Origin of the sequence: Protofrankia sp. Cas4 (assembly GCF_963555915.1) — a bacterium.
In the GTDB taxonomy this organism is placed as follows: domain Bacteria; phylum Actinomycetota; class Actinomycetes; order Frankiales; family Frankiaceae; genus Protofrankia.
Map to the genome: position 1 here is coordinate 29,491 of NZ_CAUVXL010000031.1, position 16,811 is coordinate 46,301.

The window sequence follows — 16,811 nt, forward strand, 5'->3', positions numbered from 1 at the left end:
TGATTGATCCAGTACCGGAAGTGTCTGCCGCTGCTTCCGCCGCCGCTGGTCCAGACAATGGTTGGGCGAACCGCACTCCGCCCGACGAGCTGGTTGACCTGGTGCGTGTCCACCTGCGCGGCGCACCGCTTCGACCGGTTGCGCGGCTGGTCACGACCCGCACCGCCATCCGCCTTCGCAACGCCGCCGGCGCTGATCTCGCGGAGGTCGTCGACGATCACGTCAGTGCCCAGACCCTTGGCGGGAACACCGTGCGCGAGCGGCGCAGCCAGTGGCGCGAGATCGAGGTCGAACGTGTCGGCGCCGGTGAGAACAGCCTGCTGGACACGGTCGGCGCGACCCTGACCGCGGCCGGTGCATCCCAAGCCCCGGACGCGTCAAAGCTGGCGCGGGTGCTCGGGCCGGCACTGGCGAACCAGCGGCACTCCGACGCGACGGCGCCCCGGGCCAGGCCAAGGTTGAAGTCGCCAGCCGGTGAGGTTGTCCGGGCCTACCTTGCAGCCCAGGTGGAGGCCTTGCTCGCCGCCGATCCACGGGTTCGCCTGGATGCCCCCGATGCCGTACACAAGATGCGGGTGGCGACCCGTCGGTTCCGCAGCACGCTGCGTACCTTCGCGCCGATGTTCGACCCGGCGACCACCAGCCACCTGGACGGTGAGCTGCGCGATCTGGCCGGTGCGCTGTCCGCGGCCCGCGACTGCGAGGTGATGGTCGAGTACTTCGACGGGCGGATGGCCGCCCTGCCCGCCGAGCTGGTGCGTGGCCCGGTCGGCGAGGCGATCGACAGCCAGCTGCTCGCAGGCCAGGCCGAGGCTCGCACCGAGACCGTGGCGATGCTGCGCAGCGAGCGGTACCTGACACTCGTTGCTGATCTGCGGGCGGTGGTCGCCGGACCGCTGCGTGGCCCGGCGACGCAGCCCGCGCGCACCGCCGTCCCGAAGCTGATCGGACGCGCGGACCATCGGCTGACCCGCAAGGTCGAGGCCGCGCTGGCCACTGCGTCCGGCCACGAGCGGGACCTCCAGCTGCACAGTGCCCGCAAGCAGGCGAAGCGCCTGCGGTACGCGGCCGAGACGGCCGCACCGGTATTCGGCTCTGACGCGGTGGCGTTCGCCAGGTTGTCCGAGCAGATTCAGGAACTGCTCGGCACGCATCAGGATGCGATCGTCGCCCAGGGGCTGCTTCGTGCCTGGGGCACCGCGGCCGCGGATACCGGTGAGCCGACCGCGTTCACCCTCGGGCTGTTGCTGGGTCTGGAGGAATGCCGGGCGCGTACCGCGGAGCGGGATTTCATCGACTTCTGGCCGGAGGCATCCCGGCCCCGTCACCGTCGCTGGTTGCGCTAAGAGCGCCCGGTTATTGGTCACCGGTTGTTGGTCGCCGGTTGTTGGTCGCCGGTTATTGGTCGCCGGTTATTGGTCACCGGTTATTGGTCGTAGAAGCCGCGTGACCGGTCGTTGCCGACCCAGCGCGCCGGCAGCTCCAGCAGCTGTCGGATCCGGTCCCGGTCTGGCTGGCTGACCGGGGTCTGCAGCAGGATGGTTGAGTCCGGGTCATCCATCGGGCGCAACGACGAGAGCACCAGGCGGATGTCGCCGACGGTCGCGGTGCTGACCGTGACCGTCCGGCTGGTGAACTCATGCGCCGTCCGGCTTTCCCACCAATGGCGCAGCTCAGGTTTGTCGGCCTCGAGCAGTGCGAATATCTCCCGGGTGCGTTCGTCGGTCCGGTCGTCGCGGGGATTGCGATCGGCGTGGTTCCGAAACTGCGCGAGCACGGCCTTTGTCACGGACTCCCAGTCATTCAGCGTGCTGCTGAGCAAACGGCTGGTGACCATCAGATATATGAGGTTTCGGCGCCGGTCGTCGACGAGGGCAGGGTCCGTCCACAGCGCGGCGTAGGCGTCGTTCCACCCGGTGATGTCAAACCTGTGGTCCAGCAGCAGCGCGGGGCTCGTCGCCCAACTGTCCAGGACGGGTTGGAGCAGCCGTGCCGTACCACGGAGTCGATCATGGAGGTGTCGGCGCGCCACCGGTGGCACGTGCAGACCCGCGAGCGCCAGGACGTGTCGTCGGGCCCCGTCGTCCAGCCGCAGCGTGCGTGCCACGGCTTCGACAACCTGCGGGGAAACCGGTACCCGTCCCTGCTCGAGCCAGGTGTACCAGGCGAGCCCCAGGCCAGACAGCTGCGCCACTTCCTCCCGCAGGAGGCCGGGCGTCCGCTCGCGGTGGGCCTGTATGAATTTGCCGAGCTCCCGTTGCTGGGCATCCCGCTGGACGTTGCTGTTCGCCGCGCTGTTCGCCGCGCTGTTCGCCGCGCTGTTCGCCGCGCTGTTCGCCGCGCTGTTCGCCGCGCTGTCTGTCATGGTCAACCGTCCTGTGGGTTATCGCCCGGACACCGGCAGCTGGGACATGGGTGGAGGTGTCCGGACAGGGCGGTGATCACCTGTCCGGCGAAGATTCAGATGCCGTTGACCAGGCAACTGACCTTTGTGGGACACCTGTCGATGTTGACATTATCGGGGTCACCACCCACCGGGATCCCGCCCAGTGCGACCTTGCCCTCCCCGGGCGGCTGGCTGCCCGACCTGCGAGGCCACGGTCGGGACGCCGTGGCACGCCGCGGCACGCCGTCCTTACACAGTTCTGACGACTTTCGGACGGAAGGCACACGAGCCACCGAAAGAGTGGTCGATGTCGCGGACCATGGTGGCCGCGCTCGACGGAGGTGACGGCATGAGGATGTCAGTGGCAACGAAGCTGGCCGCGGTGGCGGGCGCCGTGGTGGTAGCGGCCGGCGGGGTCGCGACCGCAGCGCTGGCCGACTCGGGCGGGTCCGCCACGCCGACGGCCAGTACCACGGCGGCCAGCACCGACCCCCACCCGGATGCGTTGCCCAAGGGCATGGGCCGCGCCTGGCTCGCCGAAAAGGGCGTGCACGGGGAGTTCGTGGCGCGCACGGCGAACGGCTTCAAGACGTTCGCCGTTCAGCAGGGGACGGTGACGGCTGTGTCCAGCTCGTCGCTGACCGTCCGCAGCGATGACGGGTACATCGGTTCCTACTCGATTACGGATAACACGGTTGTCCGCCAGGGTAAGGATAAAACGGAGATTTCAGCGGTGAAGGTCGGAGCGAAGGTCAGGGTCGGCGCTCGCGTCGACGGCCAGAGCAAGACGGCACTCCGGGTGACTATGCCCGTCAGCTGATATGCCCGTCAGCTGAGTCGCCGGTCGGCCCTGGGCGCGCGAATGCTCGTCGTCGGCAGCCGGATGGCGAACGCCGCTCCGCCCTCGGCGGCCACACCGGCCTCGGCGTGGCCGCCGAGTCGTGCCGCGAGGCTGGCGACCAGGGCCAGGCCAAGGCCGGTGGAAACCGGGCGGATACCCCGGTAGCGCTCGTAGAGCACGGACCGGTCGAAGGCGACGGCGAGATCCTCGGGCGTGAGGCCGGGCCCGCCGTCGCGGACCTCTATGACAATGTGCGCACCTTCCTTGCGGAGGGCGAAAACGATCGGTGCGCCGGCTGGTACGACCCGTAGCGCGTTCTCGGCCAGACCGTCGATGATCTGCCGGCACCGGGCCGCGTCGGTTACGGCATCGAGCGGCCCGCTCGGGATCTCCATCCGCAGCTCGACCCCTTCGGCCGCGCACCGCCGCTCCCAGACCTGCGCGGCGGCGCTGACGACCGCGCTCAGGTCGACGGCGTCCAGATCGATGCGGAAGTCATCGGCACCCAGGCGGGCCAGATCGAGAAGGTCGCGAACCAGGCGGTCGAGCCGCAGGGCCTCGGCGAGCAGCACGCGGCCGGTCGCCGCCACCGAGTCAGCCGGCGTGACCTCATCCACCAGGGCCTCGGCAAAGCCGCGGATCGCGGTCAACGGTGTGCGCAGCTCGTGCGAAACGGAAAGCAGGAATTCACGCTGCCGTTCCTCACTGATCGCCAGGGCGGCGATGAGGTGGTTGAGGGCCTCGCCCACGTCGGCTATCTCCGCAGGCCCGTAAACCTCGACCCGGACGTCGCGGCGGCCAGCCGCCAGTTCGTGCGCCGCGCCGGCCATGGCCCGCAGGGGACGCGCGAGCCGGCGGGCGAGCAGTAGGCCCATCGCGGTCGCGGCGCACAGTGCGACAACGAGCGCGATCGCGAGCCGGCGCGAGACGGGTACGCTGAGTTCCCGACCCTGGGATGCCGGTTGCACCAGGGCTACCGCGCCCCCGTCGGTCAATGGTCGGGCGGCGATGTTCACCCGGCGTCCCGTGACCGTGGCGGCCCGTCCGACCGGATCACCGGCGCTCAGTCTGGCCAGGACCTCGCCCGACAACTCGGCCCGCCCGGCGCCACGCGGTCCCCAGCTTGAGGTCACGACTCCGTCGCCGTCGAGGCGGATGACGGTGATCTGCTGGGCCACAAGCATCCGGCCCACGCCCGGCCTGAACTCGACGGTCTTCGCCGGGCGATCGTAGAACTGCGCGACGAGGTCAGCCTGTCGTCCCAACGCCCGCCGGGCCTGGTCGTCGGCGGCTCCGCCGATCAACCTCAGGAAGATCACTCCCGTGAGGACGACCGTGAGCGTGGCTACGGCGGTGGCCAGCAGGGCCGCTCGCAGCGCAAGTCCGCTGCGGGGCCGGGGCCGGGGCCGGGGCCGAAGCCTGGTGCGGGGCTCAGGCGTCGGCGGTATAACCGACACCGCGCACCGTCCGGATCGGACTTGCGTCGCCGAGCTTGGCGCGGACCTGGGCGACATGGACATCGACGGTCCGGGTGCCCGCCGCCGCCGAATATCCCCACACCTGTGACAGCAGCCGTTCACGGGAGTGGACCAGACCGGGCCGCCGCAGCAGGGCGGACAGCAGGTCGAATTCTGTCGCCGTGAGGACGACATCCCGACCGTCGGCCAGAACGCGGCGGCGGCCGAGGTCCATCACAACCGTGCCGGCCCGCAGGGTCTGGGAGATGTCGGGTGCGCCGGCCGTGCGGCGTAGCACCGTTCGCAGTCGGGTGACGAGTTCGCGCGGGGAGAAGGGCTTGGTGACGTAGTCGTCCGCGCCCAGTTCCAGACCCAGGATCCGGTCCGCTTCGTCGTCGCGTGCCGTCACGATGAGTACGGGGATCCAGTTCTCCTCGCGCCGCAACGTCCGGATGATGTCCAGGCCGTTCATCCCGGGCAGGCGGATGTCGAGAATGATCGCTACCGGCGCCAGCAGTCTGGCCGCGGCCAGTCCGTCCGCGCCGTCGGCGCAGACATGCGCACCGAACCCGTCACGGGCCAGATACAGCCGGATGAGGTCGGCGATATGGCGCTCGTCCTCGACGACCAGGACGAGACCGGACGAGTCGTCTCCCACGGTCGTCAGTGTGACGTTGGTGAGCGTCGATGCGCGCACTGCCCCCGCGGCGAGTGGCGTGGTACTGCCGCCGGGGACGGCGCCCCGGACGGCAAGACCGACAGCACTGGTGAACGAGCCCGCTGTGCCCATCGCCGCTTCACGTCGATCACGTTGACGGGCCCGCGCCTCCATCCGCATCTTCGGGAACCGCTCGGCCTGGGATCAAGTGTCGGAGTCTGCCCCGCCCGCAGGGCCAACAAAATCCGACTGTTCAGCGTTTCTCTGAGTGAGCCCCTCCCTTGTCGGCGGTCATTGCCTCGCGAATAATCGACCAGCGACCTGATCGATCCCGCGGCCAGGTCGGGACGGTCAAGGGGGTGGGGAGCGCGACTCGATGCGATCATGCACGCGGGCGAATCGTCCCGGGGGCGGTGGCGGTGGGAGAAAGACCAGGCGACCCCACAGCCGACGCCCTCCCCGCAGCGGCGGCTGACCGGCGCGGGCCCGCGGCGCGCATGACCAGACATGGGGAGGGACTCCGGGGCCGGTACGGCGTCCCGGCGCTCGCCGTGGCGGGCGCGGTCTTCGGCGCGGTGGTGCTCTGGCTGGCCGATGCCGGTCGGGATCCGGGCACGACCGGCACCCTCTTCTCTGGCGTTGTCGGCGGGCTCTATCTGTTGACCGGTTCCGTCACGCACCTGCGCCGGCCGGGCCCGTTCGGGCTGCTGATGGTGACGGTCGGCATCGCCTGGTTCGCCGAGGACCTGCAGATCTCGATCGACCCGGTGGCGCACACCGTTGGGATGTTCTTCCGGTCCGTGGCCTCGGCGTGTCTCGTGCACCTCCTGCTGGCCTTCCCGGAGGGGCGGCTACGGACACGCACCGAGCGGGTGGTGACCGGCGCCGTGTATGTGTTCGTGCTCGTCCTCGTGCCGCTGGGCGTCCCGTTCTACCGGTCGTTGACGCCGAACCTGCTGCTCGTTGCCGACCTGGCCCGGACGCAGGACATGCTGATTGACGGCGCGCAGGTGGTGTTCACCGTGGTCGTCGGCGGGCAGCTGGTCCGGCGCTGGCTCGTCGCCACCCCGCCGGCCCGCCGGGTGCTCGCGCCGGTGTACGGCGTCGGGCTCGTCGGGAGCGTCGCGTCGCTGCTCCACCCGGCGGCGCTGCCCGGTTCGAGTGCGTTGCTGGTCAACGATGTCGCCCACCTCGCCACGCTCGGGCTCCCGGTGGCGTTCCTGGCCGGCGCGCTGCGCGTCCGGCTCGGCCGCACGGCCGTCGCGGACCTCTTGATCCAGCTGCCGCAGATACCGCCGACCGAGCTGCGTGGCCTGCTGGCCCGCGCGCTCGGCGACCCGACGCTGCGCATCGCCTACCCCCGCCCGGACGACGCCGGCTCCGCCAACAACTACCTGGATGCCGACGGACGGCCCGTCACGCCCCGTCCGGACGACGCGGTCACTTCGGTCCGGCGCGGCCTGCGCGTGGTCGCTGTGCTCCTGCACGACCCGGCGCTGCGCGCCGACAGGCACGTTCTGCATGCCGTGACGGCGGCCGCGGCGCTGGAGCTGGACAACCAGCGGCTCGCCGCGGAGGTGCGGGCACAGCTTGCCGAGGTCCACGCGTCCCGGGTCCGCATCGTTGCGGCAGCCGACGGGCAGCGCCGCCGGATCGAACGCGATCTGCACGACGGCGCCCAGCAACAGCTCGTCACGGCTGCGCTGATCCTGCGGCTGGCGCGGGACCGGCTCGGCCCAGCACCGCCCGACCTCGAGCTCGACGCGCTCCTGCAACGGGCCGCCGACGGACTGGATGCGGCGATGACGGAACTGCGCGAGCTGGCCCGCGGCATCCACCCCGCGGTGCTCACGGAGGCCGGGCTGCTACCCGCGCTGCGGGCACTCGCCACCCGCTCGGCGTACCCCGTGCATGTCGTCGACGGCCCCGCGTTGCCGCCGCTGGCGGACTGGGTGGCCGCGACGGCCTACTTCGTCGCGGCCGAGGCCGTGACGAACGCGGCGAAGCACGCCTGTGCCAGCCAGGTCCACGTCCATGTCCGGGCCTGCGGGAACCGGCTGCTCGTCACCGTCGCAGACGACGGCGTCGGCGGCGCCGACATGAGCACCGGGACCGGCCTGCTCGGGCTGCGTGACCGGGTCGCCGCGCTCGACGGCAAGCTGGTCGTGCGCAGTTTCCCCGGCGCCGGGACGTCCGTCCACGCCGAGTTACCCCTGGAGGGGCCGTGACCACCGCAACCACTCCACCCGCCCCGGCCGCGGGGGTGACGCGCGTCGTGCTCGCCGACGACGCGTCGCTTTTCCGGGCGGCACTTGCCGAGTTGCTGGAACGCGACGGGTACGCGATCGTCGCGCAGGCCGGGAACGCAGACGAGCTGCTTGACGCCGTCGAGCGGCACCGCCCGGACATCGCGGTCGTCGACATCCGGATGCCGCCCACCCACCGCCTGGAAGGGCTGCGCGCGGCCGTGCTGCTGCGGCAGCGCCACCCTGGGACGGGCGTGCTGGTGCTGTCGCAGTATCTGGAGGTCGCGCACCTCGACGAGCTGGTCGGGCACACCGCGCGCGGCGTCGGCTACCTCCTCAAGGACCGGGTCACCGGGCCCGACTTCCTGGACGCCGTCCGCCGGGTGGCCGCCGACGGCTGCGCGTTCGACCCCGAGGTCGTCCCGCTGCTCGTCGGCGGCAGGGGCTGGCGCGACGAGCTGGCCGAGCTCAGCCCGCGGGAACGGCAGGTCCTCGCGCTGATGGCGCAGGGCCGGTCCAACAACGCGATCGCCGACGAGCTGCACCTCACGACGCGCACCGTCGAGACGCACGTCCGCAACGTCTTTCAGCGGCTTGCGCTGCCCGACGAGGCCGAGCACAACCGTCGCGTCCTCGCGGTACTCGCCTACCTGCGGTCGGCCTGACGCGCCACGATCAGCGCCAGCGCGGCCGCCGACAGCGTCGACTTGGGGAGGAACCCGGCCGCGGACGACCGCTCGACCGCGTCGCCGTAGTGCTCGGCGTCGCGCACCGAACAGAACACCACCGTGACGCCGGGGGCCGCGCGGTGCAGCGCCCGGCAGACGCTGAACCCGTCCATGTCGGGCAAGGTGACGTCCAGCAGCACGACATCGGGGTCCGCTTCGGGCACGCCGGCCAGCGCCTCAGCCCCGGTCGCGGCGTCGCCCACCACCTGGTAGCCGCCGCCTTCCAGGAGCGCGCGGGCGACGGCGCGGAACGGCGCGTTGTCGTCGACGATGAAGACGCGGCCCACCGCCACCCGGTCCATCGCACGGACGGTAGCACCCGGTCTCCGGCCCCGACCTCGGTGCCAGCACTGGGAAAACCGGTCCCGGAAGCCGGTGTCGGCACCGATGTGCCCGGTCGCGGTCCGCCCGAGACTCCTTCCCATGAAGGCTGCGCTGAAGGTGCTCGCACGCGTGCTTGCCACGATCGTCGTACTCGCGGTCGTCGGCGGCCAGATCACCGCCTGCTCCAGCTCGCCCGGTCTCGGCGGCGGCACGGGCGGGTCGGGCACGAGTGGGCGCCCGGATGTCACGACGAGCGCGACATCGAAGGTGACGGGAACCCCGAACGTCACGACGAGCGCGACGGCGGACTCGACGGGAACCCCGAATGTCACGCAGCGGGGCACGAACAGCACTAACCGCGTCGACTGCGCGAGTATCGACAGCAAGCTGAAGATCTCCGCCTACCACGGGGCGATCCGCTGGAAGGCCACGTCCGCGTCGGGTGTCTCGGTCACCCCGTCGTCCGGGTTCCTCCACGAGGACGAGAGCGAGGTCGTCCGTATCGGCGGGAGCTACTCCGGCGGCGGGGGTTTCACGGTGGTCGTCTCCGCCCCGAACCGGACCGGTTCGGGCAGCGTCAACTCGCCGTTCACATGCGTGTGACAGAGCGTCGCGCGTCGCCGTGGCGGCACCCGGCGCTGGCACCCGGGTACGCGGCGGTGATCGCGTTCGGTGCCGTCGCGCTGTCAAGCCTCATCCTGCCGCGGGAGGGGGTCACCGTCACTGTGTTGGCGGCGGATGCCCGGCTCCTGGCCGACCTGACCGTCCAGGTCCGCGACCAGGACGTGTGCGTGGTCTCGTCGGCGGCCCCGGTGCGGCTGGTCGGGCCGAAGCCGGCGTCGGCGTGCAGCCGGGAGAGCCGGGAGCAGATATCCGACGGCAGGGAGACCAAACTGACCGTCGAGCCGGTCCAGGTGGTCGCGGAGACGACGGACAAGGGCGTCCAGGTCCCGAGCATCAGCACGGTCACGATCCGCGACGCAGAGCGCGTGTTACAGAGCTACGTACTCGACAAGACCGGGCGGTTCACGCCGTCCAAGCTGCCGCTGAACGCGACGGTCTGCCTGGACCTGCCGACCGGCTGGCGGTTCGCCGACTCGAAAACGACCGGCCAGCAGTGCCAGCCGGTCACCAACCCGGCCGCCGACGTGCGGTTCCGCCTGGAGAAGTCGTGACGGGACGGCCCGCGGCGGGACGGCTCCAGCTCCCGCTGCTCGCGACGTCGGCGCTCGTCGCGGCCGGATTCGGCTGGGCCCTGCGGTTCCAGGACCGCCCGTTCGAGATGACGCTCGCCGTGGTTCTCGGGTCCGCCGCCGCAGGCACGCTGCTCGCGGCTCTGCTGGGGCAACCGGTCACGGACCGCGCCCAATCGCCGGAACTGAGGCGCCCGTCGTCCGGGCCGGGCGCCGGCGGCGCGCAGCCGCAGACCTCGCAGCCGCAGACCTCGCAGCCGGAGGCCACGAAGCTTGTGCTGCCGGTCGGGCAGCCGGCAGGCAGCGCCCCGCCCGCGGGGCAGTGGTGGAACAGGGACGCCCCGCCGGCCGCGGCACCCGCGGCGACCGCGCCGGCCCGCCCGGCTCCGCGCGATCTCGGGGAGCTGCGCGACTCCGCCCGCGTCGTGCAGTGCCCGCGATGCGGCGCGTTCCGCCTCGACGTCCGGCACGCCGGTGCGGGATACGCGTTCCACTGCCGCGTCGATGGCCACGAGTGGACCTGGCAGCCCGGAGCCGCGTGGCCGGTCGTCGTCGTCGCGAGTCGCCGCCGAAATACCCGCTGACCAGGACGGATGGACGAATGTACGAGCAGACCTTCTCCCGTACCAACCCCGGCTGCATCATGTTCCTGCTGGACCGGTCCGACTCGATGAAGCAGCCGTGGCAGTCCAGCGGGGGTACCCTCGCCGATGGCGCCGCCCGCGCCGTGAACAAGATCCTGCTCGATCTGTGCGTGAAGTCGGCGAAGGAGGTCGGCGGCCGGGCCAGGCACTACTTCGACGTCAGCGTCTTCGGCTACGGCGCCTGCCCGGTGGCGGGCGGCGAGGGCGTCGAGCCGGCGCTGGCCGGGCGGCCGATCGTGCCGATCCCGGATGTGTTCGACAACCCGCTGCGAGTCGAGGCCGACCAGTCGGTCGACGCCGTCGCCGGCTCCCGGCTCCCGGTCTGGATCGAGCCGGTGTTCGGCTACCGCACCCCCATGTGCCAGGCCATCGCGACGGCGGGCGAGCACGTGTACGAGTGGGCGGCCAGCCATCCAGACTCGTTCCCGCCGATCGTCATCAACATCACCGACGGAATGGTCACCGACAGCCCGTACGACGGCGCCGGCCTCGCCGAGTGGGCCGCCCGACTCACCTCGATCGAGACCCGTTACGGCCAGGCGCTGCTGTTCAACATCTTCCTGTCGCCGACAGTCGCGCCCGAGGCGCTGTTTCCGGTCACGGCGACAGGGCTGCCCGAACCGGGCCCCGAGCTGTTCGCGATCTCCAGCGCGCTGCCGGCGTCGATGGTCGCGAACGCCCGCGGCGCGCGGGTGGAGATCGCGGACGGCGCCCGCGGGTTCGTGTTCAACGCCGGCCTGGCGACGCTCGTGTGGTTCCTGGAGATCGGCACCCGGGTCGCCGACGTCCGGGACCGGTGAGGACCTCCTGATGATCCTCGCCCGCTCCGCCTGTTTCTGGCTGGAGAAGCTGGGTAGCGCGGCACCGGAATGGGAGGACGCCGCTGCCTGCCACGACGGCGACCCGGCCGCCGGTGTCGCGCCCCGCTACGTGGTTGTGGACGGCGCCACCGAGGCCTACGACGCAATCCGCTGGGTGGCGCAGCTGGTCGGCTCGTTCGTCGCCGACACCGGGCCCGACCTCACCCCCGACGGGCTGTGCGCCTGGTTCGAGCAGGTCCAGCGGCTGTGGGTGGCCGAGGCGCCCGCGCGGTTCGCGACGGTCATCGAGGAACACAAGTTCCACACGCAGGGGTCGTTCGCGACGTTCCTGGGATGCCGCCTCACCGGCCTCGACGGGCCCCGGGCCCGCTGGGAGGCAGCCGCGCTCGGGGACACCGTGCTGTTCCACGTCCGGGCCGGCCGGCTGCTCACGCACTTCCCGCCGATCGACGTGGACGACTTCGGTCTCTCCCCTGACGGGATAGGCACCCGCCCGGAGGCGCTCGGCCCGATGCTGCGTGCGCTGGAGCTGGCCAGTGGCGAGGTTCGCGCGGGCGACGTGCTCTTCATCGCCACCGACGCGCTGGCCCAGTGGCTGCTGTTGGAGACCGGTCGCGACGAGGCGTCGCTGTGGGCGGCCCTCGCCGGCCTGGACCACGACGCGGCGTTCGCGGCGATCGTCGCCGACCAGCGCGCGGCCGGGCGCATGCGCAACGACGACGTCACCCTGCTGCGGGTCCAGCTCGCCACGACCGAGCCCGGCGCGCTGGTGGTCCCGTTATGACCGATCACCTGTCCGCCGAGGACTACATCAAGGCCGTCCAGCGGCCCGACCTCGTGTTCGACCGTCCCGAGCTGGCCGAGGCCCGGTTCGACGTGCACCCGATGCTGGGCATTCCCGTCCCGGCGTCGGGCAGCACGGCGGTCGTGTTCCGGGCGACGGTCGGCGCCACCGCGCAGGCGCTGCGCTTCTTCACCCGCGAGGACGCCTCCACGCAGCAGCGTTACACCGCGCTCAACGCCTGGTTCACCGAGCACGGCCTCACCGACGACGTCGCCAGCTGCCGATGGGTGGACGACGCGATCCTTGTCAACGGGCGGCGCTGGCCGATGGTCCAGATGGAGTGGGTGGACGGGCGCACGCTCGACCGGCATGTCGAGGATCTCGTCGAGAACGACGACCGCGCGGCGCTGGAGACGCTCGCCGGCTCGTGGCGCGACCTGCTGCGCCGGACGCAGGCCGCCCGGTTCGCTCACGGCGACCTGCAGCACGGCAACGTGCTTGTCGACACGGCAGGCCGGCTGCGCCTGGTCGACTTCGACAGCTCGTGGATCGCCCCGTTCACCGGCTCCTCGCCGCCGTCGGAGGGCGGGCACCGCAACTACCAGCCCGAGAACCGGCTCTGGGGCCCATGGATGGACACGTTCCCCGGTCTCGTCGTCTATCTCTCGCTGCTGGCGCTCGCCCGCGAGCCGAATCAGTGGGAGCAGCTCAACGACGGCGAGAACCTGCTCTTCCAGCACAAGGACTACTTGCCCCCGCACCGGACCCAGGCATGGTCGTGGGTCGAGCGGCTGCACGACCCACAGATCGACGGGCTCGCAGCCCGGCTGCGGGTCTGCTGCGCCCCGGGCTGGACGGCCACCGGCGACCTGGAAGGGCTGATCGCGGGACCGGTCCCATGGTGGACCCGCACCGCCGCCCACCCGCCGGCCGACGCGCAGCCCCAGCCCACCACCGCGTGGCCGCGGCCCCGCCCCCAGCCCGGTCCCCGGCCGACGGGGCAGCCCGTGTGGTGGCAGCAGCCAACCGGGCCGCAGCCCGGACCGACGCAGCCGCCCCCGACGCAGCCGGCCCCAACGCAGCCGGCCCCAGCGCGGGCAGCCGACGCCGGGCGGGTGCTGCGCGCAGTGGTCGCGGCGCTGGCCTGGGTGTTCGGCAGTGTCCTGATCGCCGGTGCGCTCATCAATCTCGCCGTGCTGCACGCCATCGTGCCAGACCTGATCATTCTTGTTTCCATTCTCGCCCTCATGGTCCGGCGACGACGACGGCGGCGGCGACAACCACCGGGGAAGGCGCGATGACACAGCGAATGTTCGGCCCGTACCGCATCGAGGAGCTGCTGGGCCGCGGCGGGATGGGCGAGGTCTACCGGGCGTACGACACCGGGCAGCAGCGGATGGTGGCGCTCAAGCTCCTGCTCCCGAGCCTGGCCGGGGACCCGCAGTACACCGAGCGGTTCCGCCGGGAGTCCGAGGCGGTGGCGCAGCTACGCGAGCCGCATGTGATCCCGATCCACCGCCACGGCGAGATCGACGGCCAGCTCTTCATCGACATGCGTCTGGTGGAGGGTGCCCACCTGGGCACCGTCCTGCGCGGTGGGCCGCTCGACCCGCAGACAGCCGTCTACGTCGTAGAGCAGATCGCCTCCGCGCTGGACGCCGCGCACGCCGACGGGCTGGTGCACCGCGACGTCAAGCCGTCCAACGTGCTGTGCGCCGGTCGCGGCCGTCCGACCGACTTCGTCTACCTCGTCGACTTCGGGATCGCCCGCTCGGTCGACAGCGCCGGAATGACCGCGATCGGGGCGGCGATCGGCTCGATCGAGTACATGGCGCCCGAGCGGTTCCTGTCCGAGCGGGTCGACCACCGGGCGGACGTCTACTCGCTGGCCTGCCTTCTCTTCGAGAGCCTGACCGCACGCAGGCCGTTCGTCACAGCCGAGCGGCTCGGGGTGATCAGGGCGCATCTGGAGGACCCGCCGCCCGTCCTGTCTGCCGTGCGGCCCGGGGCGCCGGCAGCGTTCGACGCCGTCATCGCGCAGGGCATGGCGAAGGCCCCGGCCGACCGGCATCCCGCCGCATCCGTGTTCGCGGCCGCTGCCCGCGCCGCCCTCGGGTCTGCGAGCCCGGCGGCATCGATCCCGGCGGCATCGATCCCGGCGGCATCGATCCCGGCGGCGTCGGGGTGGCCGCCCGCAGCCCCGGCCACGGGCGGCAGGTGGTGGACGCGCACGAACGCCGCCCCCGCGGCCCCGGCCCCGCCTCCTCCAGCTCCAGCTCCAGCGCCAGCGCCGCCCGCAGCGCCGACCGCACCCGCATCGGGCTGGTGGCAGGCCAGAAGCGCCCCACCGTCGACGCCGCAGGCCCCACCGTCGACGCCCCCAGCCTCGCCGTCGATGCCGCCCGCAGCGCCGACCGCACCCGCATCGGGCTGGTGGCAGGCCAGAAGCGCCCCACCGTCGACGCCGCAGGCCCCACCGTCGACGCCCCCAGCCTCGCCGTCGATGCCGCCCGCACCCACCGCGCTCTTCGTAACCAGGCACCATGTGATGCGGCCGGCTCCCGCCGCGCCGTCGCCCGCGGCCCAGGCGACAGGCACCCCACCCTCCGGGCTACCGCCGACGGCACGGGCGCCGGGCACCCCCGCCGGGCCGAGCCAGGGCGGGACGTGGTGGGGGCGGAAGGCCACGGCGCTGCACCCGGTCGGGGCGGCACCAGTCGTCATCGGCCGCGCGTCCGAGTGCGACGTGGTGCTCACCGACCCGCTCGTCTCGCGCCGGCACGCCGAGCTGCGCCAGGTCGGGACCGAGCATCGGATCGTCGACCTCGGCAGCTGGAACGGCACATTCGTCAACGGCCACCGGATCAGCCAGGCGGCCACGATCGGGGCCGGGGACATCGTCGGCATCGGGCACGCCCTGCTGCACCTGCAGGGCGGCACCCTCGTCGAGTACACCGACGCCGGGGACATCTCGTTCGAGGCCGACGACCTGATCGTCACCCGCTCCGGCCGGCGGCTCCTCGACGGGGTCGGATTCGCCCTGCCGCAGCGCAGCCTGCTGGCCGTCGTAGGGCCGAGCGGCGCCGGGAAGTCCACCCTGCTCGGCGCGCTGACCGGGCAGCGCCCCGCCGATTCCGGTGAGGTCCGCTACGCCGGCCGCGACCTCTACGCGTCCTACGACGAGCTGCGCCAGCGCATCGGGCTCGTCCCCCAAGACGACATCCTGCACCCGCAGCTGACCGTCCGCCGGGCTCTGCGGTACGCGGCCGAGTTGCGGTTCCCCGCCGACACCCCGGCGACCGAACGCAACGCACGGGTCGAAGAGGTGATCGGCGAGCTGGGACTGGCCGACCAGACGGAGCAGCGGATCAGCACGCTCTCCGGTGGACAGCGCAAGCGCACGAGTGTGGCGCTGGAGCTGCTCACCCGCCCGTCCTTGCTCTTCCTCGACGAGCCGACGTCCGGACTGGACCCGGGCATGGACAAGTCGGTGATGCAGACCCTGCGCAAGCTGGCCGACGACGGCCGAACGGTGGTCGTCGTCACGCACTCACCCGCGCAGCTCGACCTTTGCGACCGGCTGCTCGTGCTCGCGTCGGGCGGTCGGCTCGCCTACTTCGGCCCGCCCGGTGAGGCGCTCGGATACTTCGGCCAGCGTGACTTCGCGGACATGTTCCTGCTGCTCGACCAATCGCGGGACGTCGACTGGACGGCTCGGTTCCGGGCCTCGCCCGAGTATGCGAAGTACGGGATGCCGAGCGGCGCGGCGCAGCCCGCGGCGCCTGCGGCACGGGCAGCGCCGGACGCGCCGCCGCGCCAGCAGCCGGCGCTGCGCCAATTCGCCGTGCTCGCCCGCCGCTACCTCGCGGTGATCGCGGCCGATCGGGCCTACGCGCTGTTCCTGCTGGCGCTGCCGCTGGTACTGAGCCTGTTCGCACGGCTGCTTCCGGGCGGGCACGGACTGTCGTGGACAAGCCGGCAGACCAGCCCCGACAGCGACATCTCGCCGCTCATGCTCGTGCTCATCCTCGGGTGCGCGTTCACGGGATTCGCCGGAGCGTTCCGCGAACTGGTCAAGGAACGCTCCGTCTTCCGCCGCGAGCAGGCGATCGGGCTCTCGCGCGGCGCCTACCTCTGGTCGAAGCTCGCCGTGCTGGGTCTGATCAGCAGCGTTCAGGCCGTGATCCTGGCCTTCGCCGGACTGTACGGCCAGCGCGCGCCGGACCGGCCGCTCGTACTGGGCGACGGGGTAGCCGAGGTCGCCGTCGCCATGGTCGCGGTCGCGCTGGCCGCGATGGCCCAAGGGCTACTGGTCTCAGCACTGATCGGGAACCCCGACCGCGGCATGCCGATCCTCGTGCTCGTCCTGCTGCTGCAGCTGCTGCTGTGCGGGCTGCTCATCCCACTGGACGGCCATCCGCCACTGGAACAGCTCGCGTACCTCATGCCTGCTCGGTGGGGATTCGCGATGGTCGCGGCGACCACCGGCTACCGCCAGACCCCGGCCGCCCCCAAGATCGACCCGCTGTGGACGGCCGACGCCGGCACCTGGGCGCTTGACCTCGCCGCGCTCCTGCTGCTGACCGCAGCCGTCGCGTGGGCGACGTGGTCCGTCCTGCGCCGCGGATCGGCCCCCCCGGAAGGGCCGGTGACCGGGCCGGGCGCGGCGGGTGGCGCCACCCGCCGTCAGAGTTTTATACAAGCCTGTCTTGACAGGATGATATAAAAC

The 16,811-nt window shown here is 71.9% G+C and carries 15 protein-coding genes; 11 read left to right on the forward strand and 4 right to left on the reverse strand.

The window, feature by feature from the left end; genetic code table 11:
• Positions 1-1,346, forward strand: a 1,346-nt coding sequence (locus U9979_RS03170) for a CYTH and CHAD domain-containing protein (protein WP_322778189.1), incomplete at its 5' end; no start/stop codon positions are given.
• A gap of 80 nt (positions 1,347-1,426) precedes the next feature.
• Here U9979_RS03170 and U9979_RS03175 read toward each other — a convergent pair.
• Positions 1,427-2,365 carry a helix-turn-helix transcriptional regulator gene (locus tag U9979_RS03175; RefSeq protein WP_322778190.1) on the reverse strand — a complete coding sequence of 313 codons (939 nt, stop codon included), beginning with the start codon at positions 2,363-2,365 and terminating at the stop codon, positions 1,427-1,429.
• Between the two features lie 328 nt (positions 2,366-2,693).
• On the opposite strand from U9979_RS03175, the gene U9979_RS03180 reads away from it, so the two are divergent.
• Positions 2,694-3,206, forward strand: coding sequence for a hypothetical protein (locus U9979_RS03180; RefSeq protein ID WP_322778191.1), 513 nt, complete (start codon positions 2,694-2,696; stop codon positions 3,204-3,206).
• Positions 3,207-3,214: 8 nt separating this feature from the next.
• On the opposite strand, the gene U9979_RS03185 is transcribed toward U9979_RS03180, so the two are convergent.
• Together U9979_RS03185 and U9979_RS03190 are read right to left on the reverse strand one after the other, a co-directional pair.
• Entirely contained in the window at positions 3,215-4,684 is a 1,470-nt protein-coding gene (locus U9979_RS03185) for a HAMP domain-containing sensor histidine kinase (protein ID WP_322778192.1), read from the reverse strand.
• Positions 4,659-5,474: a response regulator transcription factor gene (locus tag U9979_RS03190; RefSeq protein ID WP_322750207.1), complete on the reverse strand. Its 816-nt coding sequence runs from the start codon at positions 5,472-5,474 to the stop codon at positions 4,659-4,661. The genes U9979_RS03185 and U9979_RS03190 overlap by 26 nt, the downstream gene beginning before the upstream one ends.
• Before the next feature lie 365 nt (positions 5,475-5,839).
• On the opposite strand from U9979_RS03190, the gene U9979_RS03195 reads away from it, so the two are divergent.
• Both U9979_RS03195 and U9979_RS03200 read left to right on the forward strand, forming a co-directional pair.
• Positions 5,840-7,570: a sensor histidine kinase gene (locus tag U9979_RS03195; RefSeq protein WP_322778193.1), complete on the forward strand. Its 1,731-nt coding sequence runs from the start codon at positions 5,840-5,842 to the stop codon at positions 7,568-7,570.
• The gene (locus U9979_RS03200; protein WP_322778194.1) at positions 7,567-8,253 is read left to right on the forward strand and encodes a response regulator transcription factor; all 687 of its coding nucleotides are present in this window, start codon (positions 7,567-7,569) and stop codon (positions 8,251-8,253) included. Before U9979_RS03195 ends, U9979_RS03200 begins: the two co-directional genes overlap by 4 nt.
• Here the strand turns inward: U9979_RS03200 and U9979_RS03205 are convergent.
• Positions 8,235-8,741 (reverse strand): response regulator transcription factor, encoded by a 507-nt coding sequence (locus tag U9979_RS03205; protein WP_322778195.1) that lies wholly within the window; start codon positions 8,739-8,741, stop codon positions 8,235-8,237. The genes U9979_RS03200 and U9979_RS03205 overlap by 19 nt on opposite strands.
• Here U9979_RS03205 and U9979_RS03210 point away from each other — a divergent pair.
• From U9979_RS03210 to U9979_RS03240, 7 genes are read left to right on the forward strand one after another with little or no spacing between them, the layout of a single operon-like run.
• Positions 8,740-9,243, forward strand: coding sequence for a hypothetical protein (locus U9979_RS03210; protein ID WP_322750203.1), 504 nt, complete (start codon positions 8,740-8,742; stop codon positions 9,241-9,243). The two genes, U9979_RS03205 and U9979_RS03210, sit on opposite strands and share 2 nt — an antisense overlap.
• Positions 9,234-9,815, forward strand: a complete 582-nt coding sequence (locus U9979_RS03215) for a hypothetical protein (protein ID WP_322750202.1) — start codon at positions 9,234-9,236, stop codon at positions 9,813-9,815. Before U9979_RS03210 ends, U9979_RS03215 begins: the two co-directional genes overlap by 10 nt.
• Positions 9,812-10,417: a hypothetical protein gene (locus U9979_RS03220; RefSeq protein WP_322778196.1), complete on the forward strand. Its 606-nt coding sequence runs from the start codon at positions 9,812-9,814 to the stop codon at positions 10,415-10,417. The genes U9979_RS03215 and U9979_RS03220 overlap by 4 nt, the downstream gene beginning before the upstream one ends.
• Before the next feature lie 17 nt (positions 10,418-10,434).
• A complete protein-coding gene (locus tag U9979_RS03225) occupies positions 10,435-11,277 on the forward strand; it encodes a VWA domain-containing protein (RefSeq protein WP_322778197.1) in 843 nt (280 codons plus the stop codon).
• 10 nt (positions 11,278-11,287) lie between these two features.
• Positions 11,288-12,082 carry a hypothetical protein gene (locus U9979_RS03230; protein WP_322778198.1) on the forward strand — a complete coding sequence of 265 codons (795 nt, stop codon included), beginning with the start codon at positions 11,288-11,290 and terminating at the stop codon, positions 12,080-12,082.
• Positions 12,079-13,383 (forward strand): phosphotransferase, encoded by a 1,305-nt coding sequence (locus U9979_RS03235; protein ID WP_322778199.1) that lies wholly within the window; start codon positions 12,079-12,081, stop codon positions 13,381-13,383. The genes U9979_RS03230 and U9979_RS03235 overlap by 4 nt, the downstream gene beginning before the upstream one ends.
• The gene (locus U9979_RS03240; RefSeq protein ID WP_322778200.1) at positions 13,380-16,808 is read left to right on the forward strand and encodes a protein kinase domain-containing protein; all 3,429 of its coding nucleotides are present in this window, start codon (positions 13,380-13,382) and stop codon (positions 16,806-16,808) included. The genes U9979_RS03235 and U9979_RS03240 overlap by 4 nt, the downstream gene beginning before the upstream one ends.
• The last annotated feature ends 3 nt before the right edge of the window (positions 16,809-16,811 follow it).

Coding starts and splice junctions, on each gene's coding strand:
- U9979_RS03180 (WP_322778191.1), top strand. CDS start 2,694: ATGTCGCGGACCATGGTGGCCGCGCTCGACGGAGGTGACGGCATGAGG.
- U9979_RS03210 (WP_322750203.1), top strand. CDS start 8,740: ATGAAGGCTGCGCTGAAGGTGCTCGCACGCGTGCTTGCCACGATCGTC.
- U9979_RS03195 (WP_322778193.1), top strand. CDS start 5,840: ATGACCAGACATGGGGAGGGACTCCGGGGCCGGTACGGCGTCCCGGCG.
- U9979_RS03235 (WP_322778199.1), top strand. CDS start 12,079: ATGACCGATCACCTGTCCGCCGAGGACTACATCAAGGCCGTCCAGCGG.
- U9979_RS03240 (WP_322778200.1), top strand. CDS start 13,380: ATGACACAGCGAATGTTCGGCCCGTACCGCATCGAGGAGCTGCTGGGC.
- U9979_RS03205 (WP_322778195.1), bottom strand. CDS start 8,741: ATGGGAAGGAGTCTCGGGCGGACCGCGACCGGGCACATCGGTGCCGAC.
- U9979_RS03230 (WP_322778198.1), top strand. CDS start 11,288: ATGATCCTCGCCCGCTCCGCCTGTTTCTGGCTGGAGAAGCTGGGTAGC.
- U9979_RS03225 (WP_322778197.1), top strand. CDS start 10,435: ATGTACGAGCAGACCTTCTCCCGTACCAACCCCGGCTGCATCATGTTC.
- U9979_RS03175 (WP_322778190.1), bottom strand. CDS start 2,365: ATGACAGACAGCGCGGCGAACAGCGCGGCGAACAGCGCGGCGAACAGC.
- U9979_RS03215 (WP_322750202.1), top strand. CDS start 9,234: ATGCGTGTGACAGAGCGTCGCGCGTCGCCGTGGCGGCACCCGGCGCTG.
- U9979_RS03190 (WP_322750207.1), bottom strand. CDS start 5,474: ATGGGCACAGCGGGCTCGTTCACCAGTGCTGTCGGTCTTGCCGTCCGG.